The 26,688-nt window shown below is 68.1% G+C and carries 20 protein-coding genes and 1 riboswitch; of the genes, 1 reads left to right on the top strand and 19 read right to left on the bottom strand.

What is annotated here, in order from left to right:
- Window positions 1–2: 2 nt before the first annotated feature.
- The 19 genes from OEX18_05360 to selA all read right to left on the bottom strand — a co-directional run bounded on the left by OEX18_05360 (window position 3) and on the right by selA (window position 24,275).
- Window positions 3–722, bottom strand: a complete 720-nt coding sequence (locus OEX18_05360) for a polyprenol monophosphomannose synthase (protein ID MDH4336689.1) — start codon at window positions 720–722, stop codon at window positions 3–5.
- Window positions 704–3,184 (bottom strand): YfhO family protein, encoded by a 2,481-nt coding sequence (locus OEX18_05365; GenBank protein ID MDH4336690.1) that lies wholly within the window; start codon window positions 3,182–3,184, stop codon window positions 704–706. Before OEX18_05365 ends, OEX18_05360 begins: the two co-directional genes overlap by 19 nt.
- A gap of 114 nt (window positions 3,185–3,298) precedes the next feature.
- Entirely contained in the window at window positions 3,299–4,441 is a 1,143-nt protein-coding gene (locus OEX18_05370) for a glycosyltransferase (GenBank protein MDH4336691.1), read from the bottom strand.
- Entirely contained in the window at window positions 4,438–5,406 is a 969-nt protein-coding gene (locus OEX18_05375; protein MDH4336692.1) for a glycosyltransferase family 2 protein, read from the bottom strand. Before OEX18_05375 ends, OEX18_05370 begins: the two co-directional genes overlap by 4 nt.
- Window positions 5,403–6,374, bottom strand: coding sequence for an NAD-dependent epimerase/dehydratase family protein (locus tag OEX18_05380; GenBank protein MDH4336693.1), 972 nt, complete (start codon window positions 6,372–6,374; stop codon window positions 5,403–5,405). The genes OEX18_05375 and OEX18_05380 overlap by 4 nt, the downstream gene beginning before the upstream one ends.
- Window positions 6,375–6,383: 9 nt before the next feature.
- Window positions 6,384–8,858, bottom strand: coding sequence for a DUF2723 domain-containing protein (locus tag OEX18_05385; GenBank protein MDH4336694.1), 2,475 nt, complete (start codon window positions 8,856–8,858; stop codon window positions 6,384–6,386).
- A 138-nt stretch (window positions 8,859–8,996) separates the two neighbouring features.
- Window positions 8,997–10,004, bottom strand: a complete 1,008-nt coding sequence (locus OEX18_05390) for a flippase-like domain-containing protein (protein MDH4336695.1) — start codon at window positions 10,002–10,004, stop codon at window positions 8,997–8,999.
- The gene (locus OEX18_05395) at window positions 10,001–11,125 is read right to left on the bottom strand and encodes a glycosyltransferase family 4 protein (protein ID MDH4336696.1); all 1,125 of its coding nucleotides are present in this window, start codon (window positions 11,123–11,125) and stop codon (window positions 10,001–10,003) included. Before OEX18_05395 ends, OEX18_05390 begins: the two co-directional genes overlap by 4 nt.
- Entirely contained in the window at window positions 11,122–11,880 is a 759-nt protein-coding gene (locus tag OEX18_05400; protein ID MDH4336697.1) for a class I SAM-dependent methyltransferase, read from the bottom strand. The genes OEX18_05395 and OEX18_05400 overlap by 4 nt, the downstream gene beginning before the upstream one ends.
- Window positions 11,881–11,900: 20 nt before the next feature.
- A complete protein-coding gene (locus OEX18_05405; protein MDH4336698.1) occupies window positions 11,901–12,638 on the bottom strand; it encodes a metallophosphatase family protein in 738 nt (245 codons plus the stop codon).
- Entirely contained in the window at window positions 12,635–13,051 is a 417-nt protein-coding gene (gene nusB, locus OEX18_05410) for a transcription antitermination factor NusB (GenBank protein MDH4336699.1), read from the bottom strand. The genes OEX18_05405 and nusB overlap by 4 nt, the downstream gene beginning before the upstream one ends.
- Before the next feature lie 2 nt (window positions 13,052–13,053).
- Complete coding sequence (gene ribH, locus OEX18_05415) at window positions 13,054–13,515, bottom strand: 6,7-dimethyl-8-ribityllumazine synthase (GenBank protein MDH4336700.1); 462 nt, start codon at window positions 13,513–13,515, stop codon at window positions 13,054–13,056.
- On the bottom strand, window positions 13,505–14,749 hold the full coding sequence (locus OEX18_05420) for a bifunctional 3,4-dihydroxy-2-butanone-4-phosphate synthase/GTP cyclohydrolase II (GenBank protein MDH4336701.1): 1,245 nt from the start codon (window positions 14,747–14,749) through the stop codon (window positions 13,505–13,507). The genes ribH and OEX18_05420 overlap by 11 nt, the downstream gene beginning before the upstream one ends.
- Window positions 14,750–14,791: 42 nt before the next feature.
- Complete coding sequence (locus OEX18_05425) at window positions 14,792–15,406, bottom strand: riboflavin synthase (GenBank protein ID MDH4336702.1); 615 nt, start codon at window positions 15,404–15,406, stop codon at window positions 14,792–14,794.
- Window positions 15,391–16,623, bottom strand: coding sequence for a bifunctional diaminohydroxyphosphoribosylaminopyrimidine deaminase/5-amino-6-(5-phosphoribosylamino)uracil reductase RibD (gene ribD, locus OEX18_05430; GenBank protein ID MDH4336703.1), 1,233 nt, complete (start codon window positions 16,621–16,623; stop codon window positions 15,391–15,393). The genes OEX18_05425 and ribD overlap by 16 nt, the downstream gene beginning before the upstream one ends.
- A gap of 106 nt (window positions 16,624–16,729) precedes the next feature.
- A riboswitch (FMN riboswitch) is annotated at window positions 16,730–16,849 on the bottom strand.
- A gap of 58 nt (window positions 16,850–16,907) precedes the next feature.
- On the bottom strand, window positions 16,908–17,786 hold the full coding sequence (ftsY, locus tag OEX18_05435) for a signal recognition particle-docking protein FtsY (GenBank protein MDH4336704.1): 879 nt from the start codon (window positions 17,784–17,786) through the stop codon (window positions 16,908–16,910).
- Window positions 17,787–17,833: 47 nt separating this feature from the next.
- Window positions 17,834–21,415 (bottom strand): chromosome segregation protein SMC, encoded by a 3,582-nt coding sequence (gene smc, locus OEX18_05440; protein MDH4336705.1) that lies wholly within the window; start codon window positions 21,413–21,415, stop codon window positions 17,834–17,836.
- A 47-nt stretch (window positions 21,416–21,462) separates the two neighbouring features.
- A complete protein-coding gene (locus OEX18_05445) occupies window positions 21,463–22,845 on the bottom strand; it encodes an SPOR domain-containing protein (protein MDH4336706.1) in 1,383 nt (460 codons plus the stop codon).
- Window positions 22,846–22,850: 5 nt separating this feature from the next.
- The gene (gene selA, locus OEX18_05450; GenBank protein ID MDH4336707.1) at window positions 22,851–24,275 is read right to left on the bottom strand and encodes an L-seryl-tRNA(Sec) selenium transferase; all 1,425 of its coding nucleotides are present in this window, start codon (window positions 24,273–24,275) and stop codon (window positions 22,851–22,853) included.
- 109 nt (window positions 24,276–24,384) lie between these two features.
- Here selA and OEX18_05455 point away from each other — a divergent pair.
- Window positions 24,385–26,688: N-acetylmuramoyl-L-alanine amidase (locus tag OEX18_05455; GenBank protein ID MDH4336708.1), on the top strand; the 2,304-nt coding region annotated here is incomplete at its 3' end.

The raw sequence follows: 26,688 nt of genomic DNA on the forward strand, positions 1-26,688 counted from the left end.
GCTCAGGGAATCCTTCTGAAGATCGACGCGAAACGCAGCTTCCACACCATGAAGGCCGCCTCCCACACGATGCGCCGGGACATCTTGGAGGTTCCCACCAGGCGATCGGTGAAGACGATGGGGATTTCCACCATGCGGTAGCCGCGCTTCCACACGTGAAAATTCATTTCGATCTGAAAGGAGTATCCGTCGCTGCGCACGTCCTGCAACGGCAGGGCCGCAAGCACCTCGCGCCGGAAGCATTTGAATCCGCCGGTGGCATCGTGCAGGGGAAGCCCGGTGATGATGCGCGTATAAATGTTGGCGGACACGCTGAGGATCAGCCGCGAGAGCGGCCAGTTGACAACGGTGACGCCGCGCGCGTAACGCGAACCGATCACCAGGTCGAAGTCGGGAATGCGCGCGAGGAACTCCGGAATCGCGCTGGGGTTGTGCGAGAAATCGGCGTCCATCTCGAATATGTAGCGTGCGTCGGTATGCGCGAGCGCCCAGGTGAAACCCGCTATGTAGGCACCACCCAGGCCCGCCTTCTCGGGCCGGTGCAGCACGTGCAGGCGCGGCTCGCGCCTGGCCCATTCGTCCACGAAGGTCCCGGTGCCGTCGGGAGAGTTGTCGTCCACCACCAGGATGTGCAGATCCAGCGGCAGCGCCAGCAGCGCGTCCACCAGCCGCGCGATATTCTCGCGCTCATTATAGGTGGGAACTACAACGAGCGTTTCCACCGCGCTCCCTTTCGGCGCGTGACCCACGACGCCACCAGCACCAGCAGCGTGAGTACGAAAGCGCCGATCGAAATGCCGGCGCTCTTCTCGATCAACGAGCGGTCGTAGACGAAGACCACCTCGTGGTGTCCGGCCGGCAGCGCCAGCGCGCGCAGCACGCCGTTGGCGCGCAACACCTCGACGGGCGCACCGTTCACCGTGGCCTTCCAGTCGGGATAGAACACCTCGCTCACCACCAGGAGGCCGGGGCGGTCCATGTCCACCGCGAAGGCCACCTCGTCCATGGTGCGGCGGGTCTCGACCGCCGCGGCACTGCTGTCCCCCGCCTCGGGGCGCAGCGGCGGCTCGCGATCCAGGTACACCATTCGCCTCGGATCGAACCCGGGCTGCGCGATGGCCTCCAGCACCTGCTCGGAACCGGCCACGCGGTAATCGCCCACCACCCACGCGCGCGGCAGCGCACCCGTATTCTCGTAGATGGCCCGCGGCTGGCCCTCGAAATCGCGCCCCGTCCACAACGGTTGCAGCTGCGGGTGATCGGGCAGGCGCGCCCCCGCCACCACGTAGCGCACGTTCATCATGTCCAGCAGCGCGAAGCTGCCGTTGGCCAGCGCGCCGGCAAAGGCGGGCAGGAATGCATCGTACGCCGAAAGCTTGGCCGGGTGGTACCCGCCCACCGACGAGATGTCGAACACCATGAACCGGTTGGACGCGAACAGCGCCGAGAAGGGCCGCTGCGGGCTGTCCATGGGAAACACGCGGAACGTCCCCTCCTGCTGCTGCAGGAAGGTCATCATGTCGTCTGTCTGCAGATAGCGCTGCGTGTCGGGTTTGTCACGGATGATGCGGTACGCGTCGTGGGAGCGGAATACCTCGGGGTGGAGGATGAAGCGATCCACACGGTGGTAGTCCACCGCGCCCAGCAGCAGCACCAGCAGGCACAGCGTTACCGCGCTCATCCTGCGCATCGATGCGAACGCGAACACGGCGGCGGCGAGTGTCAGGGCGAGCAACCCGATCTGCACGAAGTCCGCCGCGATGAAGCCACCCGCCAGCCGCGCCACCATGCGCTGCTCCTCGGGGTTCTGGGTGGCGCGCACCTTTCCCGCAGCCGCCGACACGAATCCGTCCGTCCAGTACCCGTGCGAGAAGATCGCCACCAGGAAGAGCACCCCCGCCGCCATCAGCCCGCGCAGGGCCCAGCGGCGCAACTGCGTGCGGTCGCTGCGGATCAACGCGTCCAGTCCCGCCGCGAACAGTCCGATCACGGCCAGTTGCTGCACGATGAGGATCATCACCGGCACGCGGAACTTGCTGAAGTAGGGCAGGAACTTGAAGAGCAGGTCGTAGACCGGCGGAAAGAACTTGCCGAAGGAGACCACCGTGGCAAACAGGGCGACGAAGGCGAGAAACAACACCCAGCGCGTGCGCGCAGCGAACAGGGCGACGAGCGCAAATGCACTCACCACGATGCCCAGATAGTTGGGGTAGTCGGTGAACGGCATGTGGCCGAGGTAGAGTTCCTTGCCGAAGCCGTAGGAGAACGGCGCCACGAAGGTGAGCGTCTCCGCGGGGTGCAGGCTCCACGAGGTGGCGTAGCCGTAGTCCAGGCCGCCCGCCGCGGATGCGCCGCGGATGGAGTACTGCGCGTAGTCGTGCACCGGCAGGTAGAGCACGGCGCACATGGCCAGCGACAGCGCGACGATCACCGCCAGCGCTCCGGCGGCGAAACCGCTCCCGGCCAGCGCGCGCCCCGGCGCGCGCTCGCGCAGTCCGTCGACGATGCGCGCGGTGCCGAAGAACAGCAGGTGCAGCCCCACCAGCAGGTAGGTGTAGTAGCTCACCTGCAGGTGACCGCGCAGCATCGAGAAACCGAGCACCAGCGCGAGCGCGGCCCCGTTGGCGACCAGGCCCTTTCCCCGCCAGATGCGGTCCCAGAACAGCAGCGCGAAGGGCAGGTAGGCGACCGCGCACGCCTGGCTGCCGTGGCCGTTCGCACCCACCGCCACCAGGTTCGGCATCCACATCATCAGCACGCCGGCCACGATGGCCGCGGCACGGGTGACACCGCGGTCGGCCAGCAGCAGGTAGGTGCCCAGGCCGGTGAGAAAGGTGTGGAAGAGCAGCCAGGTGTACTCCGGAAAGAAGAGCGCGCGGCGCAGAAAGCCGACCACGAAGTTGACCGGGTAGATCCAGGGCGTGTACGACAGGCTGCCGAAGCTGGGCATGCCCGAAAACAGGTAGGGGTTCCACACCGGATAGGAACCGGCGGCGAGTGCCTTCTCCCCCACCGCGGCGAAGCTCGCCGCGGCCTGGTTGTCGCTGGCGAAGAACACCTTCCCGCCGAACACGAGTTCGCGGTACAGGAAGGCGATGGCGAGCATCATCACCGCGGCCGCCACGAGGAACACCCCTTTCGGGGTGTACAGGAAGCGGATCCCGGAGGACCCGGTGGCCGCCACGTCGGGGCGCGGCTTCGCGGCCGCAGCCCGGTTGGATCTGGAACTCTTTGCGGGCATAGGAACGACGGTGGCCGCGATGATACCACACTCACCGCCCGCCACAAATTGCGTTTTTTAAAGGGCTTGCTCGCCCGGTGCCCCCGCCGCGGCGGCCAGGATGGCCCCGGCACACCGGCTCCACGCGAATTCCCCCGCCCGGGCCCGGATGGCCTGCGCCATGCGCCCCCCCGCCTGCTCGGAGAAGAAGCGGACCATGGCCGCGGCCAGTGCCCCGGTATCCCCCGGGGCGACCACGTAACCGGTGACCCCGTCCGCCACCACGTCGGGCAACCCCCCCACCGCGGTCACGATGACCGGGCGCTCGAAGCTGAACGCGGTCTGCACGATGGCGCTCTGGGTGGCGCTCACGTAGGGCAGTACCACCACGTCCGCCGCGCGGAAGAAGCCGCCCACCGCCTCGTTGGGAACGTAGCGGTCCACCACGCGCACGCGCGCTTCGATGCCGAGGGAGCGGATGCGCGCGTCGTAGGGCGCGCGCGGCTCGTAGAACTCGCCCACCACCAGCAGCGTGCCGTCGATCTCCTCCGCGCACAGCGCGAACGCGTCGAGCAGCGCGCCCAGCCCCTTGTAGGGTCGCACCAGCCCGAAGAACAGCACCACGTTGCCGTCCACGCCCAGGCGGGCGCGCGCGGTGGCGCGGTCCTCGGCGTTGCCGCCGAACAGGTCGAAGACCGGCATGGGATTGAACTTCACCACCGCGTCCGGTGTGAGCGCGGCGAGCGTTCGCCCGTCCTCGCGCGACTGCACCACGAAGGCGTGCGCACCGGCCAGCCCCCAGCGGGTCAGCACGCGGTCGATGGGGCTGGATTCGTGCGGAAGCACGTTGTGGCAGAGGAACACGATGCGCGCCTGCGAGCGTCGGCGGATTCGCCGGCACATGGCCCGGAACGCGGGCGCAAAGAACGGATGCCACCACTGGAACACCACCACGTCGGGCGCGAACGCGAGTACGTCGTCCGCGGCGCGCCGCCATGAGAACGGGTTGATGGAGTCGATCACGCGTGACGACGCAACCGGCAGTGTCGACGCGCTTTCGTCGAACTGGGTGCGGCCGGGAAACAGGAATCCAGGGTAGAGGCGGGAGAAGCCGGTGACATGCACCGCGTGCGATCCGCTCAGTTCCCGGGCCAGCATGGCGGTGAAGTGGCTGATTCCCCCGCGGTAGGGGTGCACCGGCCCGACCAGGCAGATCCTCATGCGCCGGATGGGCGCGCCGCGTCCGCCGGGGTGTGGCGGCCGCGCACGTCGTACTCCTTGAATGCGTACACTGCCTCGCGCGCGCCGCGGGCGGTGATCAACTCCGCCAGCAGGCCGATGGATGCAATCTGCAGCGCGACGATGATCAGTACGAAACCGAGCAGCATGATGGGCCGCACACGCAGTCCGTCCCCCGCAATCCACTGCACCAGGAAGAAGACCTGCGGGGTGAGCCCCAGCGCGAACAGCACCACCGCGATGCGCCCAAAGAAGTGCAGCGGGTTGAGCGCGCGGCGCGTGACGAACATGGTGGTGACCAGGTCGAAGAACCCGTTGAGAAAGCGGCGCGCTCCGTACTTGCTCTTGCCGTACTTGCGCTTGTAGTGGCGCACGCCGATCTCATCCACGCGAAACCCTTCCCACGCCGCCAGCGCCGGGATGAAGCGGTGCAGTTCGCCGTACACGGTGATGGCGTCGGTCACCTCGCGGCGGTACATCTTGAGCCCGCAATTGAAGTCGTGCAGCTTGATGCCGGTGACGGCCGAGGTGGTGGCGTTGAACAGGCGCGAGGGGAGCGTCTTGGAGGGCGGGTCCTGGCGGTTGGTCTTCCACCCCGACACCAGGTCGGCCCCGCCTTCGATCTTGCGCAGCAGCGCGGGAATCTCCGCCGGGTCGTCCTGCAGATCGGCGTCGATGGTCACCACGAAGTCGCCGTCGACGGCACGGAAGCCCACCTGCAGCGCGGCGGACTTGCCGTAGTTGCGGCGAAAACTGATCACGCCGACGCGCGGCGACTTGCGGGCCAGCTCGCGCAGCACCGCCACCGTGCGATCGGTGCTGCCATCGTCCACGAACACGTACTCGTAGTCGCAGCCCATCTGCGCCATGACGGCTTCGATCTGCTCGTACAGCTCGGGCAGACTGTCCTGCTCGTTGTAGCACGGCACCACCAGGGAGATCTTCATGGCGTGTCCCGCCCGTCGAGGCGCCGCAGCAAGGCCTCCACCCATTCCGTCTCGCGCGCGATTCCGTCTTCCAGGGCCACGGTGGGCCGGTACCCGAGCGCCGTCTCGGCGGCGGAGATGTCCGCGTAGGTGTGCATCACATCGCCCTTCTGAGATTCTCCGTAGCGCGCGTCCACGGTGCGACCGGTAACGTTCGCGATCACATCGATCACGTGATTCAGCGTCACCCGGCTGCCGCCGCCGATGTTGAATACCGCCGCGGGGCCCTGGTACACAGCGGCGGCGACATTGGCCGCAACCGCGTCGTCAACGAAGGTGAAATCACGCGTCTGCGCGCCGGAGCCGTACACCTCCACCGGCGCCCCCTCCAGCGCGGCGCGGATGAAGCGGTGGAACGCCATGTCGGGCCTCTGCCGCGGGCCGTACACGGTGAAGTAGCGCAGGCACACCACCGGGACGGCGTAGTTGGCGCCGTACAACATGCACAGCGCCTCGCCCGCCAGCTTGGTCACGCCGTACGGCGAGCGCGGTTGCACGGGGTGATCCTCGCGCATCGGCAGCAGCGCGGTGTCACCATAGACCGAACTCGAGCTGGAGTAAACGAGTTTGACGCCGGCATGCCGTCGCAGGGCCTCGCACAGCAACTGCGTGGCGCGGATGTTGTTCTCGATGTAGTGCTCGAACTCGCTCCCCCAGCTGCGGCGCACGCCGGCCTGCGCGGCCAGGTGAAAGACCGCCGATGCCCCCTCCAGCAGGGCATCCAGATCGGTGGCGGTGAGGGATTCCTCCACCAGACGGAAGCCATCGTGCGAGGAAAGGCGGGAGAGGTTGTCGCGCTTGATGCGGACGTCGTAGTAGTCGGTGAGGCAGTCGATACCCGTCACGGAACGGCCGCTTGCAAGCAGCGCCTCGCTGAGGTGGGAACCGATGAACCCCGCTGCCCCGGTGACGACTACACGCTGCGCCATGACCGCCAGCTACTGTTCCTTCGTTCCCTGCTGCATCTGACCGTCGAAGTCTTCCAGCATCTGCTTGACCTCCTGGTCCCCGGGGTGCCGGGCGAGCCAGTCGGCGAGATAGGCCCGCGCGCGCGGGTACATGCCCCCGCGCACACTCAGCGTATAGCCCATCATCACCAGGTCCTGGCTGTCGGGATCCTCGCGCAGGATGGGGTCGATCAAGTCGAGCGCCTTCTCGTAGTCACCCAGGCGCTCGTACACCCCGGCCAGGCGGTACATCAGCTGCAGGTCGCCGGGGCTGTTGCGCAGCGCATCCATGTAGTACTGAATGGCACCCACGGTGTCGCCCGCGTCCAGGTAGTACAGGCCAAGCAGCTGCCGCGGGGGTTCCAGGCGCGGGGAGATCTGTCCGGACACCTCCATGTAGCGCAGGGCGGTGGCGTAGTCGCCCGCCTTGTGCTTCTCGTAGGCAAGCTGCACGAACGCGGCCGAGTAATTCTGGATCAGATGTTCGATGTATGGCTGCAGGTAGAGGCTCTTGTCGCGCTTCCAGTTCGCGTCGAGAATGCCGCCGTAGCTGTACTGGTTGACGATGCAGTCCTCCAGCTTGTCCACGTTCACCATGTTGTCGCCCTTGCGCGGCACCACCTTGTAGGCCAGCCCCTCCATCTCGAGGATCTCGCGGTAGGGGGCGAAGGTCGACGACGGAATCGTCACCGCAAAGTAGACGGGCCGCTGGAACTTGTTGGTGCGCAGGATGTGGTCAACGGCGAGATCCCGCACCAGCAGCCAGCCGTCCTTGCCCGGCACCGGAACCAGCTGGTCGATCTGGTCGTCCGTCCACGCGATGGGCACGCGGGGTTCGTTGTCCCGGCACTGCTTGATGTACCACGGCGTGTTGAGCAGGCTCAGGTTCACCACCCGCACGTCCTTGCGATAGCCCTCCACCTCCTGGATGAACCATAACGGGAAGGTATCGTTGTCCCCGTTGGTGAACAGGACCGCGTTGGGCTCCAGGCACACCAGCATGTTGCGCGCGTACTCCGCGCAGGTGCGATTGCGGGAGCGGTCGTGCGTAAAGTAATGCTGCGACATGGTGGTGAACGGCATGGCGGCGAACAGCACCGCCAGCGCCACCGTGGCGGGCACCGGGTTGCGCGAACGGGCGAACATGCCCTTCAGCTCGTTCAGCACGCTGGCGGCACCGATGCCGATGAAGACGGCAAAGTAATAGAACGCCGAGGAGTAGAAGTAATCGCGTTCGCGCACCTCGCTGTCCGAGAAGTTCAGGAAGATGATCAGGCCCAGGCTCATGACCATCAGGGTGACGAACAGCATGACGAACGTCTTGCGGTGGCGGGAGTACTGATCCACCATTCCCCACACCCCCAGGCCCACCGGCAGCAGCGAGCCCAGGTTGAGCTGGCCCACGTAGGCCTGGAACATCTGGAACTGGGCCTGGAAGTACCCGTTGAAGTGCTGGAACTGGAACAGGTAGCTGGCCTTGCGATTGACGATGCTGGTGGGCGGGTACTGTTCGCGGCGCACCACCGCGTACAGCGCGCGCCACGTCTCCGGGTCGCCCTCGTCGATGGCGGGGTTGTGCATGGAACGGATCAACAGCACCAGGTGGACGGACAGGCCCAGCAGGAACAGTCCGGCACACACCGCCGCGAACGGCTTGCCCCGGCTGTAGAGCCAGATGATCACAATGGCCAGCACGCCCAGCAGGAACAGGGTGAACCCGCCGTTGCGGTAGATGGTGGCGTCGGCGATGAAGACACCCAGCGTCGCGCTGGCCACGAACCACTCCAGCAGGGAGAAGGGGCGGTCCTTCGACATCAGCACGAAGAAGAAGATGCCGGAAAAGACCAGCACCGTGCCCAGGTGGAAGCCCACACTCAAGGCCAGCAGATAGAAGATGAGATAGATGAACGACGTCGAGCGCGGCGTCTTGGGCATGTCGCCCCACTTGATGGCCAGCCACGTCATGAAACCCATGAACGCGTTGCTCATCCCGTACACTTCCGCCTCGATCGAGTTGGTCCAGTATGAGTCGCTGAAGGTGAGGAACAGCGCGCCGGTCAGCGCGCCGCCGATCCGCACGACGCCATCGGCCAGGGTCTGGCTCCTGCCGGCCATGTCGTCGAAGAAGCGCACCGCAAGCGCATAGACGAACAGCACCCCCGCCGCACCGCAGAACGCGGACAGCAGGTTCACCCGCTGCGCGATGGACAGGAACCAGAACGGCAGCAGGCACGCCACCTTGGCCACCAGCACGTACAGCGGCGTGCCCGGTGAGTGCGGCACGCCCAGGATGTGCGCCGAGGCGATGAACTCGCCGGAGTCCCAGAAGCTCGACGTCCCCTCCATGGTGCTCGCATAGAGCAGGAAGGAACCCAGGAAGGCCAGCAGCCCCCCGGCCCAGAAGAGTCTGCGCAGGGTTCGCTGGAGGGCCGGTGCCGGCGAAGCGGCGTTGTTCGGTTGATTCATTCGTTGTGCGGCGGAGATCGGTCCGCCGTCCGGTGGCGCGCCGGTGGGAACGCGGGATGTCCTTTGTATGCAGCACCGCCCGGGTTGGTTCCCGGGCGGCCGGCGCGAGCTACAAGCTACCCGACCCCCGTGGGGCGATCAAGCGCGAAAAGAAGGAGAACCCGGGGGGCCTCCCACCCGTCGCGCCAGAAAGAACCCCAGGCCCACGAGGCTGGCCAGCACCGAGATGATGTAGGTGACGAATTCCATCGCAAACGCGTCGGTGCGGCCGATGCCCGCCTGGGCGAACAGGAGGATGCCGAGCCCCTCGCGGATCCCGAGCCCGTTGATGGTGACGGGCGGAATCATGGCCAGGCTCAGAATGGGCACGAACACGAAGAACTGGCACAGGACGTGGAAGTCCATGGTGACCCCCATCGCCATTCCCACCAGAACGTGCGTCAGCACACGCAGCATCTGGATCAGTATGGAGAACGCGACCAGCCGCGCCACCAGCGCGCGGCGGCCCTTGAAGGGCGAGAGATGGTCGATGATGGACGTGATGCGCCGGTCGAGCGCCAGTGGGCGCACGCGCAGCACCGCACGGCGGAACGCGTTTCCCAGCGGACGGAAGAAATAGAACCCGATGGCCGGCAGCATGCACGCGGCGAACAGCGCCAGGTAGTACGCGTACGGCGTCGGCTCCCGCGCGATCAGGAACAGGTCCGCCGCGATTGCGAGCACACACAGGCTGAACACGCCCAGCAGGCGATCCAGCAGGGTCACCGCGATCACATGGTAGACACTACCGCCCAGCCGTGTGACGTCATACACCTTGACGGCGTCGCCCCCGATGTTGGCGGGGAGGAAGTTGTTGAAGAACAGGCCCACGTTGTAGAAACCGAAGGTGCGTGCGCGGCCGGCAGAGATTCCACCCGCGCTGAGCAGCACGTGCCACTGCAGCCAGCCGGCCACGTTGCTCACCACGAACACCGCCACCGCCGACACCAGCAGCACCGGGTCCATGGTGCGGATCAACCGCTCCAGCTCCGGCAGCGAGATCTTGCGCAGCAGGAACACCATGAGCCCCGCGCTCACCGCGATCTTCACCGTCCAGCGCAGCAGCCCGCCCCCGACTCCCCTGGTACCGGCGTGGGTGGTGCTCATCGGGCATCCCGCAGGAAGCGTGTTTCCATTTCGTCCGCCGTACGGTCCCAGGTAAGCGAACCCGCCCACGACAGGGCCGCCTGAGACATGCGCGCGCGCAGGGCGTCGTCGCGCAGCAACTCGAGCGCGCGCTTCGCGAACGCGTCGCTGTCCCCCGGCGGAACCAGAAAGCCGGTTTCCCCGTCGCGGATGGAATCGCGCAACCCGGGGCTGTCGCTCCCCACCACCGGCACCCCGCACGCGTTGGCCTCCACCACCGTGAGCCCCCAGCCCTCCTTGGGGCTCGCGTTGAGCACCACGTGGCAGCGGTTCAACGCGAGCACGATGTCGCCCGCGGGCATGTGTCCGGCGAATTCCACCGCATCGCCCAGCCCCAGCCGGCGCGCGAGTTCCCTGAGCGCGGGCAGCTCGGGGCCGTCACCGATGATCAGCAGGCGCGCGTTCGCCATCGCCTCGCGCACGCGGACGAACGCGCGGATCACCACGTCGATCGCCTTGTAGCGGCGTGCGCGGCCGAGGTGAACCAGGGTGGGGTGTTCGTCGCGGCCCGCGTCCGGGATCACCCGGTAACGCTCGTGGTCCAGCCCGCACAGCACCACGTCCACGTTGCCCGCTGGAACCCCGCGCGCCACCAGATCGTCGCGCGTGCTGGGGGAGATCACCACGAATCGACAACCACGATAGACACGCGGGATGAGTCTCTCCCACAGGTAGACATACGACGCGAACACGGGATTGGTCTCGCGAAACACGGTGGTGCCGAACAGGTGCGGAATCACCGGCATCACCGGCAGGCGGGTGAACCATGGCATGAAGAACGGGATCTTGTTGATGTCCTCGATGATGAGGCTCGCGGGGTCGCGCCGCAGGTGCGCGCGGGCCGCGAGCGGCAGCACGAAGTTTGCGTTCCACCACGCGCCACGCCGGATGACCCGGATGCCATCCACGGCTTCCTCCGCGGGCGCCCCCGCGAACCGCGTGGCGAAGAGCGTCGCGCGGTGCCCGCGCGCAACCATGCGCGTGAGGATCTCGTGCAGATGCACCTCCGCCCCGCCGGCCTCCGGATTGCGAATGTCGCGCCAGTTGAGGGCGACCAGATCGAGCCTGCGATCCGCGCTCATGCCTTGCGGCCCAGACACCCGATCACCATGGACGTGGCCAGCCGCACGCCCTGCGGAACGGCGCCGCGCAGCGACGCGCGCGCGCGCGCCATGGCGGGCGACGACAGCGGATACATGGGCAACCGCACCCCCACCTTGAGCAAGGTACGACGCACGCCGCGGTACCAGACGGGCGGAAACAGGTTTTCGCCGTAGAACCCCTCCACCGTGAACCCGGCGCGTTCCATCAGGCCGCGCAGTTCACCCGCGCTGAACTCGGTCTCCCAGCCGGCGAACCAGCGGTCGGCGGCCATCAGCGCGTGCTTCATGGCGGTGTAGTAGTGATAGCGCTGTGGCACGTCCACCAACAGGCAGCCTCCCGTGCGCAGCACCCGGTGGTTCTCCGCCAACAGATCCAGCGGCTGGCGGAAGTGTTCCAGCAGCCCCTGGTGAAACACAATGTCGAACGACTCGTTCGCAAACGGCAGCGCGAGCGCGTCACCACACACGATGCGCAACCGGTCGCCGGCGGCGGCACGCGTCAACTCCAGAGACTCGTCGGAGTAGTCCACCGTCCACACCTCGGCGCCGCGCGACGCGAGGTCCAGGCTGTCGCGTCCCGTCCCCGCCCCGACCTCCAGGACGCGCCGGCCGCGCACATCCAGCTGCGACACCAGGTACGCCACCAGGCGCCCGTCGTTGGCGTAGGTGTCCTCGAGCCCGGGCGAGGTGGCCCAGAACCGGTCCCAGTGCCGTCTTTCGGAGGAACGTTTCATGCGGGGTACAACGGGGTGGCTCAGTAGCCGATCAACAGGCGCTCCGCCAGAACCGGCGGCAGGCCCGCCTTGAGGATCTTCTCCGCGGCCTTCTCGCGGTCATAACGCACGCGCACCAGGCGCACCGAATCGCGCTCGTCGTTGAACACCACATACGAGGCGTCGGGGTTGCCGTCGCGGGGCTGCCCCACGCTCCCCACGTTCATCACGTAGCGGTGCTGCTTCGGGTCGAGCATGAGCGCCTCGTCGGAAGGGTAACGCTGTGCACTGCCATCGTCGCAGAATACCACCGGCGCGTGCGAGTGTCCGATGAAGGCGAGCCGGTGCGGCGCCATGGCGTCGAAGGCGCGCTCCGCGCCGAGTCCGTCGAGAACGTACTCCCAGTGCTCGGGGTGATAGGGCGAGGCGTGCACCGCCATGAAACGCGGGTTGTCGCGATACTCGTACGGCAGCGTGCGCAGGAACTCGGTGTTCTCCGCGGTGAGGTTGCCGGCGCTGTACTGGATGCCCTCCAGGGCCACCTCGTGGAAGAACACCCGCTCGCGCTCGTCCACCACCGCAGCGTCGTGATTGCCGCGCAGGCACACCAGCGGATCGAGACCACGCACGGTTTCCACGCACTCGTTTGGATTCGCCCCGTAGCCGATGACATCTCCCAGGCAGACGTACGCGCCAACGCCCTGTTTTTCGGCGTTGGCGAGAATCGCCAGCAGGGCCTCGAGGTTTCCGTGGATGTCGGAGAAGATGGCGTACTTCACACACTTTCCTTCCTGAACTCGCGTACCATGCGATCCAGCAGTCCGTTGACGAAGCGCCCGGCGTCATCCGAGCTGTACCGGTGGGCCACCTCGATGGCCTCGTCGATGATCACCTTTGCCGGCACCTCCGGAAAGTACAGTACTTCGGCGAGGGCGAAACGCAGGATGTTGCGGTCCACCAGCGACACCCGCTCCAGTTCCCAGTTGTCCAGCACGGAACGGATGATGTGGTCGAGATCGGCGCGTTTCTCCATCGTCATCAGGAAGAGGTCGCGCGCGTGGGTCGCCGTTGCGTCGGAGGGGGCACGCCGCATGATCTGCTCGTCCACGATCTCCAACGCCCCGCGGTCGGAGAACTCCGCCTCGTACAGCGCCTGCAGCACCATCTCCCTCGCTCTGCGTCTTTTGCCCATGACTACGACCGAAACTGACTCATCAGTTCCACCAGCGCCACGGCGGCGTTCCAGCCCGCGTTGCCGTGCTTGCCGCCCGCGCGGTCGATCGCCTGTTCCAGCGTATCGGTGGTCAGCACGGCCAGCGTCATCGGCACCCCGCTCTGGAGCGCGGTGGACTCAATGGCCTGCGTCACCGTGCGCGACAGCACGTCATAGTGATCCGTCTCGCCGCGGATGATCGCCCCCGCCCACACCACGCCGTCCGCGTGCTTCTCGCGCGCAACCTGCGCCGCGAGTTGCGGAACCTCGAACGCGCCCGCCACCCAGTATACCGCGATGTCAGCGTCGGCAACACCATGAGCCCGCAGGCTCTCCACCGCACCCTCAACCAGGCGCCGGGTCACCACCTCGTTGAAACGGCTCGCCACCACCGCCACCCTGCGGCCGCTCGCGTCCAGCCGGGCGCGCTTCTCAGTCGCCACTGCGTATCTCCTCCGCCCTCGGCACACCCAGTTGCTGGTTGAGCATGTGGCCGAGCTTGTCCCGCTTGACCTCCAGGTAGCGGCGGTTGACCTCGTTGGCGATGATCTCGATGGGGACGCGGTCCACGATCTCCAGGCCGTAGGCCGACAGCCCCACCACCTTGCGCGGGTTGTTGGTCAGGAGCCGGATCTTGCCGAGACCCAGGTCGGCCAGAATCTGGGCACCCAGCCCGTAGTCCCGCAGGTCGGCGGGGAAGCCCAGCGCCTCGTTGGCCTCGACGGTGTCGTGGCCGCGGTCCTGCAGCGCGTAGGCGCGGATCTTGTTCTCCAGGCCGATGCCGCGCCCCTCCTGGTTCATGTAGACCAGCACCCCGCGGCCCGCGCTGTCGATCTGCGCCAGCGCGTGGGTGAGTTGCGGACCACAGTCGCAGCGCAGCGAACCGAACACGTCGCCGGTGAGACAACGCGAATGGACGCGTACCAGGATGGGTTCGTCGCGCTGGATGGTCCCGCGCGTGAGCGCGACGTGGTTGATGCCGCTGGCAATGCTGCGGTACAGGTGCAGGCGGAATTCGCCGTGCTCGGTTGGAAAGTCGATTTCCTCGATCTTCTCCACCAGCTTCTCCCTGCCACGACGGAAGGCGATGAGGTCGGCGATGGTCACGATGTTGAGTTTCAGTTCTTTCGCGATCTGCGTGAGCCGCGGCAGACGCGCCATGGAACCGTCCTCATCGAGCACCTCGCACAGCACCCCCACCGGCGCGAGTCCCGCGAGACGCGCCAGGTCGACCGCGGCCTCGGTGTGGCCGGCGCGGCGCAGCACGCCACCCGGCCGGGCGACGAGTGGAAAGATGTGTCCGGGCCGCGCCAGGTCCGCGGGACGGGTCTTCTCGTCCACCAGCGCGCGGATGGTCGCCGCGCGGTCGTGCGCGCTGATCCCGGTGGTGGTCCCACCCACCTTGTCCACCGACACGGTGAACGCGGTTCCGAGCTTGCACGTGTTGTGCTCGGCCATGGCGTTGAGTTCGAGATGCGCGGCGCGCTCCTCGGTGATCGGCGCACAGATCAAGCCGCGCCCGAAGCGCGCCATGGAATTGACCAGTTCGGGTGTGACCTTCTCGGCGGCGAAGATCATGTCCCCCTCGTTCTCACGATCCGCGTCGTCGACGACGATCACGATGCGGCCGTTGCGAATGTCCTCGATTGCCTGGTCGATGCTGCAGAACGGACTCATGGATGCTCTCTCCTCCGCCGCGTGCTGGCGCGGCCGTCTGGACTACTGCGAGGGCGCGGGCTGCGCACGACGCACGAATTCCTGCACGTATTTTGCGATCACGTCCGCCTCGACGTTCACGGGCGTTCCCGCCCGGTACCCCCCGATGATGGTGGCGCCGACGGTGTGCGGAACGATGGCAACGGTGATTTCGCCGCCGCCACACAACGACGCGATGGTCAGGCTCACACCGTCGATGGCGATGGACCCCTTCTCGACGCAAAGTTCGTAAACCTTCGGGGGCAGCGCCACTCTCAGGGTGCCGCCGTTGGCGTCGTGCTCCCAGGCGCTGACGCGGCCGACCCCGTCCACGTGCCCCTGCACGATATGGCCGCCGAAGACCCGCGCCGCCGTCACCGGCGTCTCCAGGTTGACCCCGTCCCCCGCCGCCAGTGCGCCCAGCGTGCTGCGCGCGAGCGTCTCACCCACCGCGGTCGCATCGAAACCGGTTGCGTCCGCACGCTCGGCGGTGAGGCACACACCGCTTACCGCCACGCTGTCCCCCACCCGCAGCCCGGCCGCGATCTCGGGCGGGACCGCGATGCGCAGGCGCCGCACGCCGCCCTCGTCGCTCACACGTTCCACGCGGCCCACGAACTCGATCAGTCCTGTAAACATGCGTCACTCCCCCGGCCGGCCGCCGCGCGCGACCGGAAACCCGCCTCGATCTCGTCGCGCGCACGCTCACCCACGCTGCGCGTGCGCTCGTCCGCGCCGACCGGCACGCAATCCACCACCGCGCCCGGCGGCGTGTCCGGGCGCATCGGCACCCCACCCGCACCCAGCAGGACCGGCGCGCGGTAGTACCAGGCGGCGTCCCAGCGGCCGGCGGCAAGGAAGCTCGCGGCAACGCCGGGCCCGCCCTCCACCAGGAGGCGCCTGAGCCCGCGCGCGGCCAGCGCGGCGACGGCTTCGTCGATGTCCACGCCCCGCGGCGCGCGCGCGCAGCGGATCACGCTGCCGCCCCGCGCGTCGATAGCCGCCGCCCGCCCGGCGTCCGCGTCGCCGCCGGTCACCACCACGAAGGGACGCCCGGCGCGCGACCACGCGTTGTCGGCGGGCGTGCGCAAGCGCGAATCGAGCACCACCGGCACCGGCAGGCGATGCGGGCCGGGCGACAGCAGGCGGCAGTCAAGGCGCGGCGCATCGCTGAGCATGGTGTTTACGCCGATGACGACGGCGTCGTGCACCGCGCGCAGCGCGTGCACCTCGGCCCGCGCGTCGCCCCCGGTAATATCGTCGCGCCGTCCGGGCGCCGATGCCACCATGCCGTCTCGCGAGAGCGCCATCTTGAGGGTCACCAGCGAGGGAAGTCCAAGGCGGTCGCGGTAGTAGCCCAGATTGTCCAGAACGCCGGACGCGTCCAGGCACCCGACCTCCACCCGGATGCCGGCGGCGCGCATCCGTTCGACACCGCGGCCGAACACGCGCGGGTCTGGATCGAGTGCGGGAATGACCACGCGCGCGACCCCCGCGGCGATGATGCGGTCGGTGCAGGGTGGTGTCCGCCCGTGGTGCGCGCACGGTTCGAGCGAAGCGTAGAGTGTGGCGCCGCGCGCGGCTTCCCCCGCCGCATCGAGCGCGATCACCTCCGCATGGGCGATACCGTCCTGGCCGTGGAATCCGGTGGCCAGCACGTGCCCGTCCCGCATCACTACCGAACCCACCATCGGGTTGGTGCCGGTGCGGCCCGCACCCTGCCACGCGAGGCGCATGGCCATGCGCATGGCGGCCAGGTCCCCGTCGTTCCAGACGTCCGGGTCGGGTCGGGGCCCGGACGCGCCATCCGGGGTGGGCACCCGGCCGGCGATGGAATTGATGTGTAACGCGCTCACAGACAACCTGTTAGCGGAAACACTTCGTGTAATACTGGGAGTAAGACCGGCGCGCATGACGGACACTCCGTCACGCGCTCCCCGGGCGGGGACACGTGGAATGCGTGGCTACCTTCTCCCATCCAGACTGTGACTGTCGGCTCCGGAATCTCACCGGATCGTGCGGATGAATCCGCTCGCGGGCTATACCGCCGGTGGGGACTTTCACCCCGCCCCGAAGGTTTCCAGACCCTTAATATGCCGCACGAACGGCCGGGGTGTCAAGGCGGGCGATGGGGCGGAACTCATTGCCCCAGCAGGGCGTCCACGAATTCCCGGGGTGAGAACTCGCCGAAGTCCTCGAGACCCTCGCCCACGCCGATGAAGCGCACCGGGAGCCCCAGCGACTGGCGGATGGCGATGACGATGCCACCCTTCGCGGTGCTGTCGAGCTTGGTGAGGATGATGCCGTCGGTCTGCATGCGGCGCGTGAACTCCTGCGCCTGCACGAGGCTGTTCTGGCCCAGGTTGGCGTCGAGCACCAGCAGTACGCGCACCGCGCCGTCACCCAGCGAGCGCTCGCACACGCGGCGCACCTTGGCCAGTTCCTCCATGAGATTCACGCGCGTGTGCAGGCGCCCGGCGGTGTCGATGATCACCGTGTCCACCGAGCGGGCACGCGCCGCCTCGCAGGCATCGAAGGCCACCGCGGCCGGATCTGTTCCCTCCGCGTGGCGGATCATGTCCACGCCGACGCGCTCCGCCCAGATACCCAGCTGGTCCGCGGCCGCCGCGCGGAAGGTATCGCACGCGGCCAGCAGCACGCGCTCCCCGCGCGCCTTCAGGTGGAAGGCGAGCTTGCCGATACTGGTGGTCTTGCCCACGCCGTTGATACCCACCACGACGATGGCGCGCGGCTTCGCCGCCGCTTCGGGCCCGGTATCGTCCTGGAGAATGGAGAGGAAGATCTCGCGCAACGTCTCGCGGTAGTCGGCCGCACCGCGCTCGCGCAGCGCCGCCACCGCACGGTCGGTGGCGTCCACGCCCACATCGGCCGAGAGCAGCAGCGCCTCGACCTCGTCGACATCGTCCGCGGCCAGTGCCGGCCCGCGCTGGAACACGCGCGCCAGCGGCTCAACGAGGCTCGCGCGCGCGCGCTGCAGTTTTGCTTTCAGGTTGAACATGTGACCCTGAGCGGAGGAGCGGCATCACGTCCGCCTATCGGCGGAACCTACGCCGTCGACGCGGCGTCGGCGGCCGCGGCACGCGGGGTGGCGCCGTGGGCCTTGAAGCGCTCCGCGTCGTCCAGGTGGACGGAGATCAGCTTGGACACACCCGGTTCCTCCATGGTTACGCCGTAGAGACTGTCCGCCGCTTCCATGGTCTTCTTGTTGTGGGTGATCACCACGAACTGGGTGTGATCCGTGAACGAGCGCAGCAGCTTCACGAAGCGCGCGATGTTGGCGTCGTCCAGCGGCGCATCCACTTCGTCGAACACGCAGAACGGGCTGGGCTTGACCAGGTAGATGGCGAACAGCAGCGACAGCGCCACCAGCGCGCGCTCGCCGCTGGAAAGGCTGGAGATGTCGTGCAGCTTCTTGCCGCGCGGGCTCGCCACGATCTTGATGTTGGCCTCCAGCGGGTCGTCCGAGTCGACGAACATGAGGTCCGCTTCGCCGCCGTCGAAGAGCGTCATGAAGGTCTGCTTGAAGTTCTCGCGCACCTTCTCGAAGGTCTCGCCCAGCAGGCGGCGTGCCTCCTTGTTGATGCGACGTATGGCCTGGGTGAGCGAGTCCTTGGCCTCTTCCAGGTCCTGCTTCTGCTTGGAGAGGAAGTCGAAGCGCTCCTTCTTCTCGTCGTGCTCGCTCATGGCCAGCATGTTGACGGGACCGAACTGCTCCAGGCGCCCCTTGATTTCGGCCAGCTCCTCGCGGCTCACCTGCTCCCACTCGCTCGCGTCGAAGCGGCTGCGGTCCGCGATCATGGGTTCCAGATCCTGCCCGAACTTCTCGCGCGCCTTCTCGACGAAGCCGGCCATGCGCGTATCCACCGACGCCAGTTCCACGTTGACGCGCTCCAGGTTGGTGCGCTTGGCGTCGCGCTGATCCTTCATGGCCTTGATCTCGGCCTCGAGCGCGTCGCGCGACTCCTTCAGTGTCGCGTAGGCATCGTTCTCGCTCTCGATGCGTGCCCCGACCGCGTCCTTCTCTGCGTGCAGCTTTGCCACCGCGTCGCGCGTGGCGGCGATGTCCTCGGTGCTCAGGCGGATCTGCTCGTCGGCGCGGCGCCGGTCCTCTTCGCGCGCCCGCACCAGCCCGGCGAGTTCCTCCACCATGGTCTCGTGGCTCTTCACGCGCGTTTCCAGCGCTTCCAGGTCGGCCGCAACCGTGACGTCCGCCACGCGCAACGCGCCCACCTCCTCCGCCAGCGCTTCCCGCTCGCGCTCGACGGCGTGCACCTGTTCTTCCAGCGCGGCCAGGTCGGCGCCTTCCAGATCGGCGGCGGCGTCGGGCATCTCCGCGCTGCGACGCGAGCTCTCCAGGCGCGGCCGCAACTGCAGCATGGCATCGCGCGTCTCGGAAATACCCTGCTCCAGCGCGGTGATCTTCTCCTTCACGCGCACCAGGTGCAACTCCGCCTCGCGCCGGCTGCGCACCAGGTCCTCATGCGTCCGCTCTTCCCCGGCCAGCGAGGCGCGGATGGCGGTGATCTCACGCTGTGCGCGTTCGCGCTTCTCCGCCAGGGTGTCGCGTAGCTGCCGCAGCTGGTTCTCGCGCGCCTCCGCTTCGGCGAGCGAACGCTCGATCTCGGCCAGCTTGGACTGCATCTCGAGCAGGGTGACGTCGATGTCATCCTGGCCGGCCACCAGCACGCGGCCGGGGCCGTCGAAGAAGACGCCGTCCAGCGTGGCCACGCGCGACGCGCGCCCCGCCTCGATCAGGCGCAGCGCGGCGTCGACGTCCTCGACCACGAGAACGCCCTCGAGGTAGGCAACCAGATAGGTCGACACACTGGGATCGCAGTCCACCAGCTCGCGCGCCGGCCCGATGACGCCATCGCCCGACGGGAGTTCCGCACCGCTCACGAAATGGTCCGGAAACAGGATCTGCACGCGGCCGCCGTCGCCGCGCCGGTAGGACTTGAGCCAATCCATGGCGTCGCGCCGCGAACCGGTGACCACGCTGCGCAGGATGGGAGCCAGACACGCCTCGAAACACTTGCGGTAGCGCTTCTCCACGCGCACCAGGTCGGAGAGCACCCCGGCCACGGCGCCGTGGCGACGCAATTCCTCGGCGGTGCGGGTGTGCTCCTCGGCGACGCGCGTCATGAACTCGCGCTTCTCCACCAGCTTGGCCAGCGCGCGGCTCGCCTGCGCGAGTTCGCTCTCGCCCGCCACGATGGCCGTGGAGGACTCGTCGATGACGCGGGTGAGCGCGGTGAGTGCGTTCTGCTTCTCGCCCAGCACGGCCTGCTGCGCGGAAACGCGCGCCTCGATACCCGACAGCTCCTCGACCCGCTTGGCCTCCTCGGCGGACAGCTCGTCGAGCTGGGACTCGATGACATCCTGGCGCTTCGCCAGATCGTTGAGCGTCGCTTCCACCTGCTCAAGCACGCCCTTCTCGCGCGCCTGCTCGCGCACCAGGTCCAGCGCGATCTGTTTGCGACGGCGCAACGCGCCGCGCGCCTCTTCCAGGCGCTGGTTGGCCTCGCGCAGCGCGCCCTCGCGGGCGCCCAGACGGTTGCGCGACTCGGTGAGCGCCACGCGCCGCTCGCCCGCCGCCGTGCGCGCGCCGTCGAGGTCGCGTTCGATCTCGGCCTTGCGCGCGGCGGCACGCGTGATCTCCTCGCCGTCCTCACGGATGCGAGCCTGGCTGGCGTTGATGCGTTCGGTATGCACCGCCACCCGCTCGTCGTACTGCTGCAGCGCGGTCATCGCGGCGTAGCGCGTCTCGTTGAGCTCCTGCAGGCGCTTCTCGAATTCCGCGGTCTGCACGCGCTGCTCCTGCAGGCGGTTCTCGCGGATCAGAATCTCGTTGTCCCCCACCAGGCGCACGTTCTCCTGCGCCTCGCGTTCGGCGTGCAGCTCGTCGCGCCGGGTGAGAATCTCGAACAGCGACGCCTTGAGCAGCGCGATCTCCATCGCATCCGCCTGCTCCTTGAGCGACTGGTAGCGCCGCGCCTTGCCCATCTGGTACTTGAGCGAGCGCAGCTCCTTATCCAGTTCATTGAGGATGTCGACCAGGCGGGTGAGGTCCTGCTCCGTCGCCTTGATCTTGCGCTCGGCCTCCTCGCGCTGGAGGCGGTAGCGCATGACACCCGCCGCCTCTTCCAGCAGGTGGCGCTTCTCGTCTTCTTTCTCGGAGAGGACCTTCTCGATCATGTCGCGCTCGATGATGGCGTAGGCGCTGTTGCCCAGCCCGGTGTCCACCAGCAGCCCGCGCACGTCCTTGAGGCGCACCGGCTGGCCGTTCACCAGGTATTCGCTGACCCCGCTGCGGTACAGGCGCCGCCCGATGCGGACCTCCTTGTACTCGAGGTTGAGCGCGTGATCCTCGTTGTTGAGGGTCATGAAGACCTCGGCCATGCCGAGGGGCTTGCGCAGCCGCGTGCCGTTGAAGAGCACGTTCTCCATCTTGGTGTTGCGCAGCATGCGCGTGCGCTGCTCGCCCAGCACCCAGCGGATGGAATCCACCACGTTGGACTTGCCGCACCCGTTGGGGCCGATGATGGCCGTCACGCCGCCCGTAAAATCGAGCTCGAGGCGCGACATGAACGATTTGAAGCCGGAGATTTCGAGCTTACGCAGCTGCAAGTGCGGCCCCCGCCGGGAAAGTGGCGTCGCTATGCGACGTTTTGGGATTACTCAGGGATCTTGGTGATGCGAGTAAATCGCACCTGCGCAATGGCGTCCAGATTTTTTTTGACTTCCCGGGCCTCTTCCCGCGTCTCGAACGGGCCCGAGTAGACGCGGTACCACTTGCCCTTGGCACCCAGATCGAGGAAGACGATGAACACCGGGAACTCGCGGCTCTGCAGGAAGTCCACCTCTTCGCGCGCGCGGATCGACTCCTGGAACGAACTGATATGGATCATGTACCAGTCGCGCCAGTGCGCGTCCAGGTCCGCCATGACGTGGATGTCGGCCGGGTTGAGCAGCAGGGTTCCCCCGGTGCGTCCGCCCGTGTCGGCCGGGTCCACCGGCGGGGGCAGCACACTCGCCACGGTATCCGCCACGACACCCCCGGGGGCATCGGACGCGGCCGCGACCAGCGTGTCGGGGGCAACGCGTGTGACCACGGTGTCCGGCGGCTGGGCAACGGCGGCGGTGCCGGTTCCGGCCGGGCGGGTTCCGGTGGGGCCATCGGACGTGAGCGGCCCGGCATGGCGGCCCTGCACGAACCACCACACGGCAAAGGCGATCACCACCACGCCGAAAACGACAATGGCGATGCGCGGCACGAGCGACGAATAGCGTGGTTCGGCATCCCGGGGACGCCGGGGCGGCATCCCGGTGGGCAGAACCGCCGCGGGTTGGGGCGCGCCAGGGGCCGGACGGGCCGGTTGGCTGGGCACGGGCGCCGGCGCCGGCTCGGGAGCGGCACCCAGCTGGATGGTCCAGACGTCCGCGGCCTGCTCGGCGATCCGGTCGACAACAGCGAGGGCCGGCGCGCGGTCCCCCGCGACGACCACCGCCACCACGTCCACCGCGGCGGTGAGCGGGTGCGGATCGCCCTGCTCGTCGGTCAGCGGGCCGACGAAGATGGCACAGCGGGCGTGCGCCGCCAGGCGGCGCCCCGCCTCGTGGAAGGCGGCCTCGACAAACGGCATGCGCCGGGTTACCGGGAACGATCCCGCGCCCACCACGTGCACACCGCGCGACGCCTGGGTGATGACCCCGATGGAACTGCCGTAGAGCAGGAAGTCGAGGAAACCGAGTGCATCCTTCTGCGGCACCAGGCCGTGCAGGCCCGTGTGCATGAAGTCACAGTCCACCACGAGCGCGGAGGGCAGGTGCGCGGCGAGGGTGCGTACCATCAGGAAGGCGACGTCGTCGCGCAACTGCAGGGAATCGTCGTCCGAGCAGACGTATACCGACAGCGGACCCTCCGCGGTGCGCCGGGTGATACCCGCCACCAGCGCCTGCATCGGCTCCATCAGCACCGACGGCAGCGCGGTTTCGCCCGCGGCCGCACGCAGCACGTCCGGCGCGGCGGGGATACGATAGACGGAGGCGCGATCCATGATTGCTAGTCACTCCCGGCGGCCGGCATGGCGGCCATGGTTTCCAGGAGGGCGCGCACGACGTCGGCATCCTCCGAGGAGAGTATGGTGGTCATATTGATTCGAACCTCGTCACCCCGCACCCGCACAAACAGCGGCAGCGGCCGCATACGCAGCGCCCGCGCCAGCCGCGTCGCCTCGCGTTCGCCCGCGCAACCGATCACGAGCGCCGCCGAGGGAATCGTGGCCCCGGACAGGCTGCCACCCCCCACCACCGCGTCGTCCGCCGCAACCGAGACCCGGAAGCCGGGCCCGGCGGCGGGCGACACCCGTTCCGCGACGCCCTGCGCGCGCTCGTGCGCGGACACGCCGCCGGTGATCATGGCCAGCGACGGATTGTCGCGGCGCGGATCCTCGCCGAACAGATACGAACGCACGATCTCCTGCAGCGCTGCGACGGTCACTTTATCAACGCGCACCGCACGCCGCAACGGGTTTTGCTTGAGGCGATCGACGAACGCGCGCGTTCCCGCCACGATCCCGGCCTGCAGCCCCCCGAGCAGTTTGTCCCCGCTCATGGTGATTGCGTCGACCCCGCTGGCCATCACCGCGGCCGCGTCGCGGTCTGCGCTCAGCCCGGCGCCGGCAAAGTCGAAGAAGGCCCCGCTTCCCATGTCGAACACCGCGTGGCACGCGCGCTCGCGCGCGACGGCGACGATCTCCGCGAGCGATGCCTCGTGGGCAAAACCGGCGATCTCGTAGTTGCTCTTGTGGACCTTCAGCAGGACGTCATCGGCGCGCGCCACGCGCTCGTAGTCCGCCGCGTAGGTCCGGTTGGTGGTACCGATTTCGATAACCTCCGCGGCCGCGTCGCGCAGAATTTCCGGCAGGCGGAAGCTCCCGCCGATCTCCACCAGCTCACCGCGCGAGACGATCACGCGGCCCGGCGGCGAGAACGACGACGCCACCAGGTAGATCGCGGCGGCGTTGTTGTTGACCACCATCGCCGCCTCGGCGCCGGTGAGCAGGCACAGCAGTTCTTCCAGCGTCTGTGCGCGGTGCGACCGTTCGCCGCTCTCCACGTCCACCTCGAGACTCACGTATCCGCGCATTGCGCGCGTTGCGGCCTGTGCCGCCCGCTCGCCGATGACCGCACGCCCCAGGTTGGTGTGCAACACCACGCCGGTCCCGTTGAGCACCGGGGCCTGTCCCCCCAGACGCAGCCGCTCGATGCGCTCGCCCGCGCGCGCCACCGTCCACGCGACCAGCGCGGCGCGGTCGGGGCCGGCCCCGGACGTGCCACCCCGGACCTCCTCGAGCAGCAGCCGCACCATACGCGCCCACGGAAAGCGGGGGTGAGTCTGCCGCCAGCCCACGAAGGCGGGGTGCGAGAGCACCTCGTCGACCGACGGAATGGCGCGAAGAAACTCTGGGGAGCGGGGTGCGGGCATGGATTTTTTTGCGGGACCGCGCCTCTCGTATCAGGCGCGGCCCGGCGCGTCAAACCATTATGCAACAATTCCTTGATGCCGGGCGCACCTTTCTGATAGGCATGCCTGCATGACGCGCACCGCCACCCACACCCGACGCTTGCTCGCCGCCAGCCTGGGCGCGGCCGCGTTGCTGGGGGCCTGCGGCGGACCGCCCCCCGGCAGCCCCCCCGATATGGACCGGGTCTACGAGGGCCTCGCCGACCCGTTCCCGCGCGTGGGCCCGAGCACCCTTGCGGGATTCCGCATACTGATCGACCCCGGCCACGGGGGAGCCTTCCGCGGGACGGTCGGCCAGGACAGCCTGGAGGAATCCCGGGTCAACCTGGGGGTCTCGCTCTACCTGTGGGGCCTCTTGCGCGAGGCGGGCGCCGACGTCCACCTGACGCGCTCGTCGGACCGCGACTTCCTGAGCGACGCGGACTCCGCCCTGGCGTTCGACCTGCAGGCACGCGTGGATGCCGCCGACTCCCTGCAGCCGGACCTGTTCGTTTCCATCCACCACAACGCACAGCCGCAACGCGACCCCGGTTACAACCGCATCGAGACCTATTACAAGGCTGGAGACCCGGCGTCGCTCGATCTTGCCTTCGCCATCCACCGCCACCTGATCCGCAATCTCGGCATCTCGGTGGGCGAGGTGCGCCAGGGCAACTATTATATACTGCGCAACGTCGGGATCCCGGCGGTGCTGGGCGAGTCGAGCTATCTCACGCACCCGCCGGTGGAGGACAAGCTGCGCCTGTCGCGCGCCCAGGAACTGGAGGCCGAGGCGTACTTCCTGGGAATCGTCGACTACTGCCGGCGCGGCGTACCGCGCGTGGCCACCATTCTCCCCGAGGACTCGGTACTGGTGGAGGTGCCGACACTTTCCACCCGCTTCCAGGACCACGGCGGCCTCGGTATCGACCCCGACGGCGTCAGCTTCTCGGTGAACGGAGAGACGGTGCGCGCACACCTCTCGGCCGACGGCAACCACGCCGCGTATGAACTGCCCTGGGACGCACCCAACGGGACGTATGAGGTGGCGGTTTGCGCGCGCAACCTGGGGGGCAACACCAGTCCGGTGGCGCGCACCCGTTTTTTGCTGTCGCAACCGCCGGCCATGGCGGCCATCACCACCGACCCACGCAGCGTCCCCGGCAACGGCGGCGTAATGCGCGTGCGTGCGCGCGTGCTCGACCGGCGCGGTCTGCCGGTGGCGGACGGAACCCCGGTCGTGCTCACCACGTCGCTTCCGCCGGCGGGTGACGGCGGATCGTTGCGCGACGACGTACGGGGCGGATCGGTGGAGTTCTCGCTGCGGGTTCCCGCCGGCGCGACACGCGACGTGGCCCTCACCATCGCGTGCGCGGGCAGAACGTTCGACGCACGCGTGCCCGCGGGGAGCAAGGGCGGCGCCGCGTGGCGGACGATCACGGTTCGGGACCTATCGAGCGGCGCACCCGTCACCAACGCGCGGGTTTTCGCGGGTGACTCCGCGCTGGCGATGGAATCGCCATCAGGGCTGTATGGCTTCTCCGCCGCCGCAACCGCGACGGTACGCGCGCCGGGCTACCGCCCCGCCCCCGTCTCCGCCGTCGGCGACACGTTGCGCCTGGAGCCGTGGTTCGGCGGCGCGCTGCTCGGCAAGCGCTTCGTGCTCGATCCCCAGGGCGGCACCCCGCAGCAAGCCGGGGTGGGTGCCATGGGGCTCTCCGGCGCGCACGTCAACCTGCGCGTCGCCGTCTACCTGGAGGCGTTCCTGCGCGCGGCCGGTGCCGACGTGCGCCTCACGCGCACCTCCGAGGAGGTCCGCCTCCCCGAAGACGTCGCGCGCCTGACCAACCGTTACCGCGCGGACCGCTACATCGAAATCCGGCACCGCGCCACGACAGCGGACAGCGCGTTGTCGGTGGGCGCGTATTACTTCCCCGGCAGTGCGACCGGCGAGGTGATGGCGCGCGAGGTGGGAGAGACCTTCGCCAGCACGATATCGGTCCCCTTCCGCGGCGCGCGCTCCACCGTGACCTACGCGCTGCAGCAGACGGCCTGCCCGGCCGTCGTGGTGGCGGCGCCGTCGATCGCCAATGTCGACGAAGAACTGCGCCTCGATTCATCCGCCTACCTGCGCCAACAGGCGTATGGCATCTTCCTGGGTATTCTGCGGCACTACGGCGTGACCGGCGGCGCCCCGCTGGAGGTGGCGATTGCGGCCGACGACCCGTCCGGGTGGATGGTCACGCTGGACGACACGTGGACGCTCGTCACCGGCGGCGATGGCATGGCGGTGTTCGGCGGCGTAACCGACGGCGAACATCACATCGCGGTCCGGCGCGGACCGGTGCTTCACCAGCAAACCGTTGCAACCGGCGCCGGCGCCGCCCGTATCAGC

It is taken from the genome of Candidatus Krumholzibacteriia bacterium, assembly GCA_029865265.1.
Taxonomy (GTDB): domain Bacteria; phylum Krumholzibacteriota; class Krumholzibacteriia; order WVZY01; family JAKEHA01; genus JAKEHA01.

Coding starts and splice junctions, on each gene's coding strand:
- OEX18_05370 (MDH4336691.1), bottom strand. CDS start 4,441: ATGAGGATCTGCCTGGTCGGGCCGGTGCACCCCTACCGCGGGGGAATC.
- OEX18_05375 (MDH4336692.1), bottom strand. CDS start 5,406: ATGAAGATCTCCCTGGTGGTGCCGTGCTACAACGAGCAGGACAGTCTG.
- OEX18_05380 (MDH4336693.1), bottom strand. CDS start 6,374: ATGGCGCAGCGTGTAGTCGTCACCGGGGCAGCGGGGTTCATCGGTTCC.
- OEX18_05385 (MDH4336694.1), bottom strand. CDS start 8,858: ATGAATCAACCGAACAACGCCGCTTCGCCGGCACCGGCCCTCCAGCGA.
- OEX18_05390 (MDH4336695.1), bottom strand. CDS start 10,004: ATGAGCACCACCCACGCCGGTACCAGGGGAGTCGGGGGCGGGCTGCTG.
- OEX18_05395 (MDH4336696.1), bottom strand. CDS start 11,125: ATGAGCGCGGATCGCAGGCTCGATCTGGTCGCCCTCAACTGGCGCGAC.
- OEX18_05400 (MDH4336697.1), bottom strand. CDS start 11,880: ATGAAACGTTCCTCCGAAAGACGGCACTGGGACCGGTTCTGGGCCACC.
- nusB (MDH4336699.1), bottom strand. CDS start 13,051: ATGGGCAAAAGACGCAGAGCGAGGGAGATGGTGCTGCAGGCGCTGTAC.
- OEX18_05420 (MDH4336701.1), bottom strand. CDS start 14,749: ATGAGTCCGTTCTGCAGCATCGACCAGGCAATCGAGGACATTCGCAAC.
- OEX18_05425 (MDH4336702.1), bottom strand. CDS start 15,406: ATGTTTACAGGACTGATCGAGTTCGTGGGCCGCGTGGAACGTGTGAGC.
- ftsY (MDH4336704.1), bottom strand. CDS start 17,786: ATGTTCAACCTGAAAGCAAAACTGCAGCGCGCGCGCGCGAGCCTCGTT.
- OEX18_05445 (MDH4336706.1), bottom strand. CDS start 22,845: ATGGATCGCGCCTCCGTCTATCGTATCCCCGCCGCGCCGGACGTGCTG.
- selA (MDH4336707.1), bottom strand. CDS start 24,275: ATGCCCGCACCCCGCTCCCCAGAGTTTCTTCGCGCCATTCCGTCGGTC.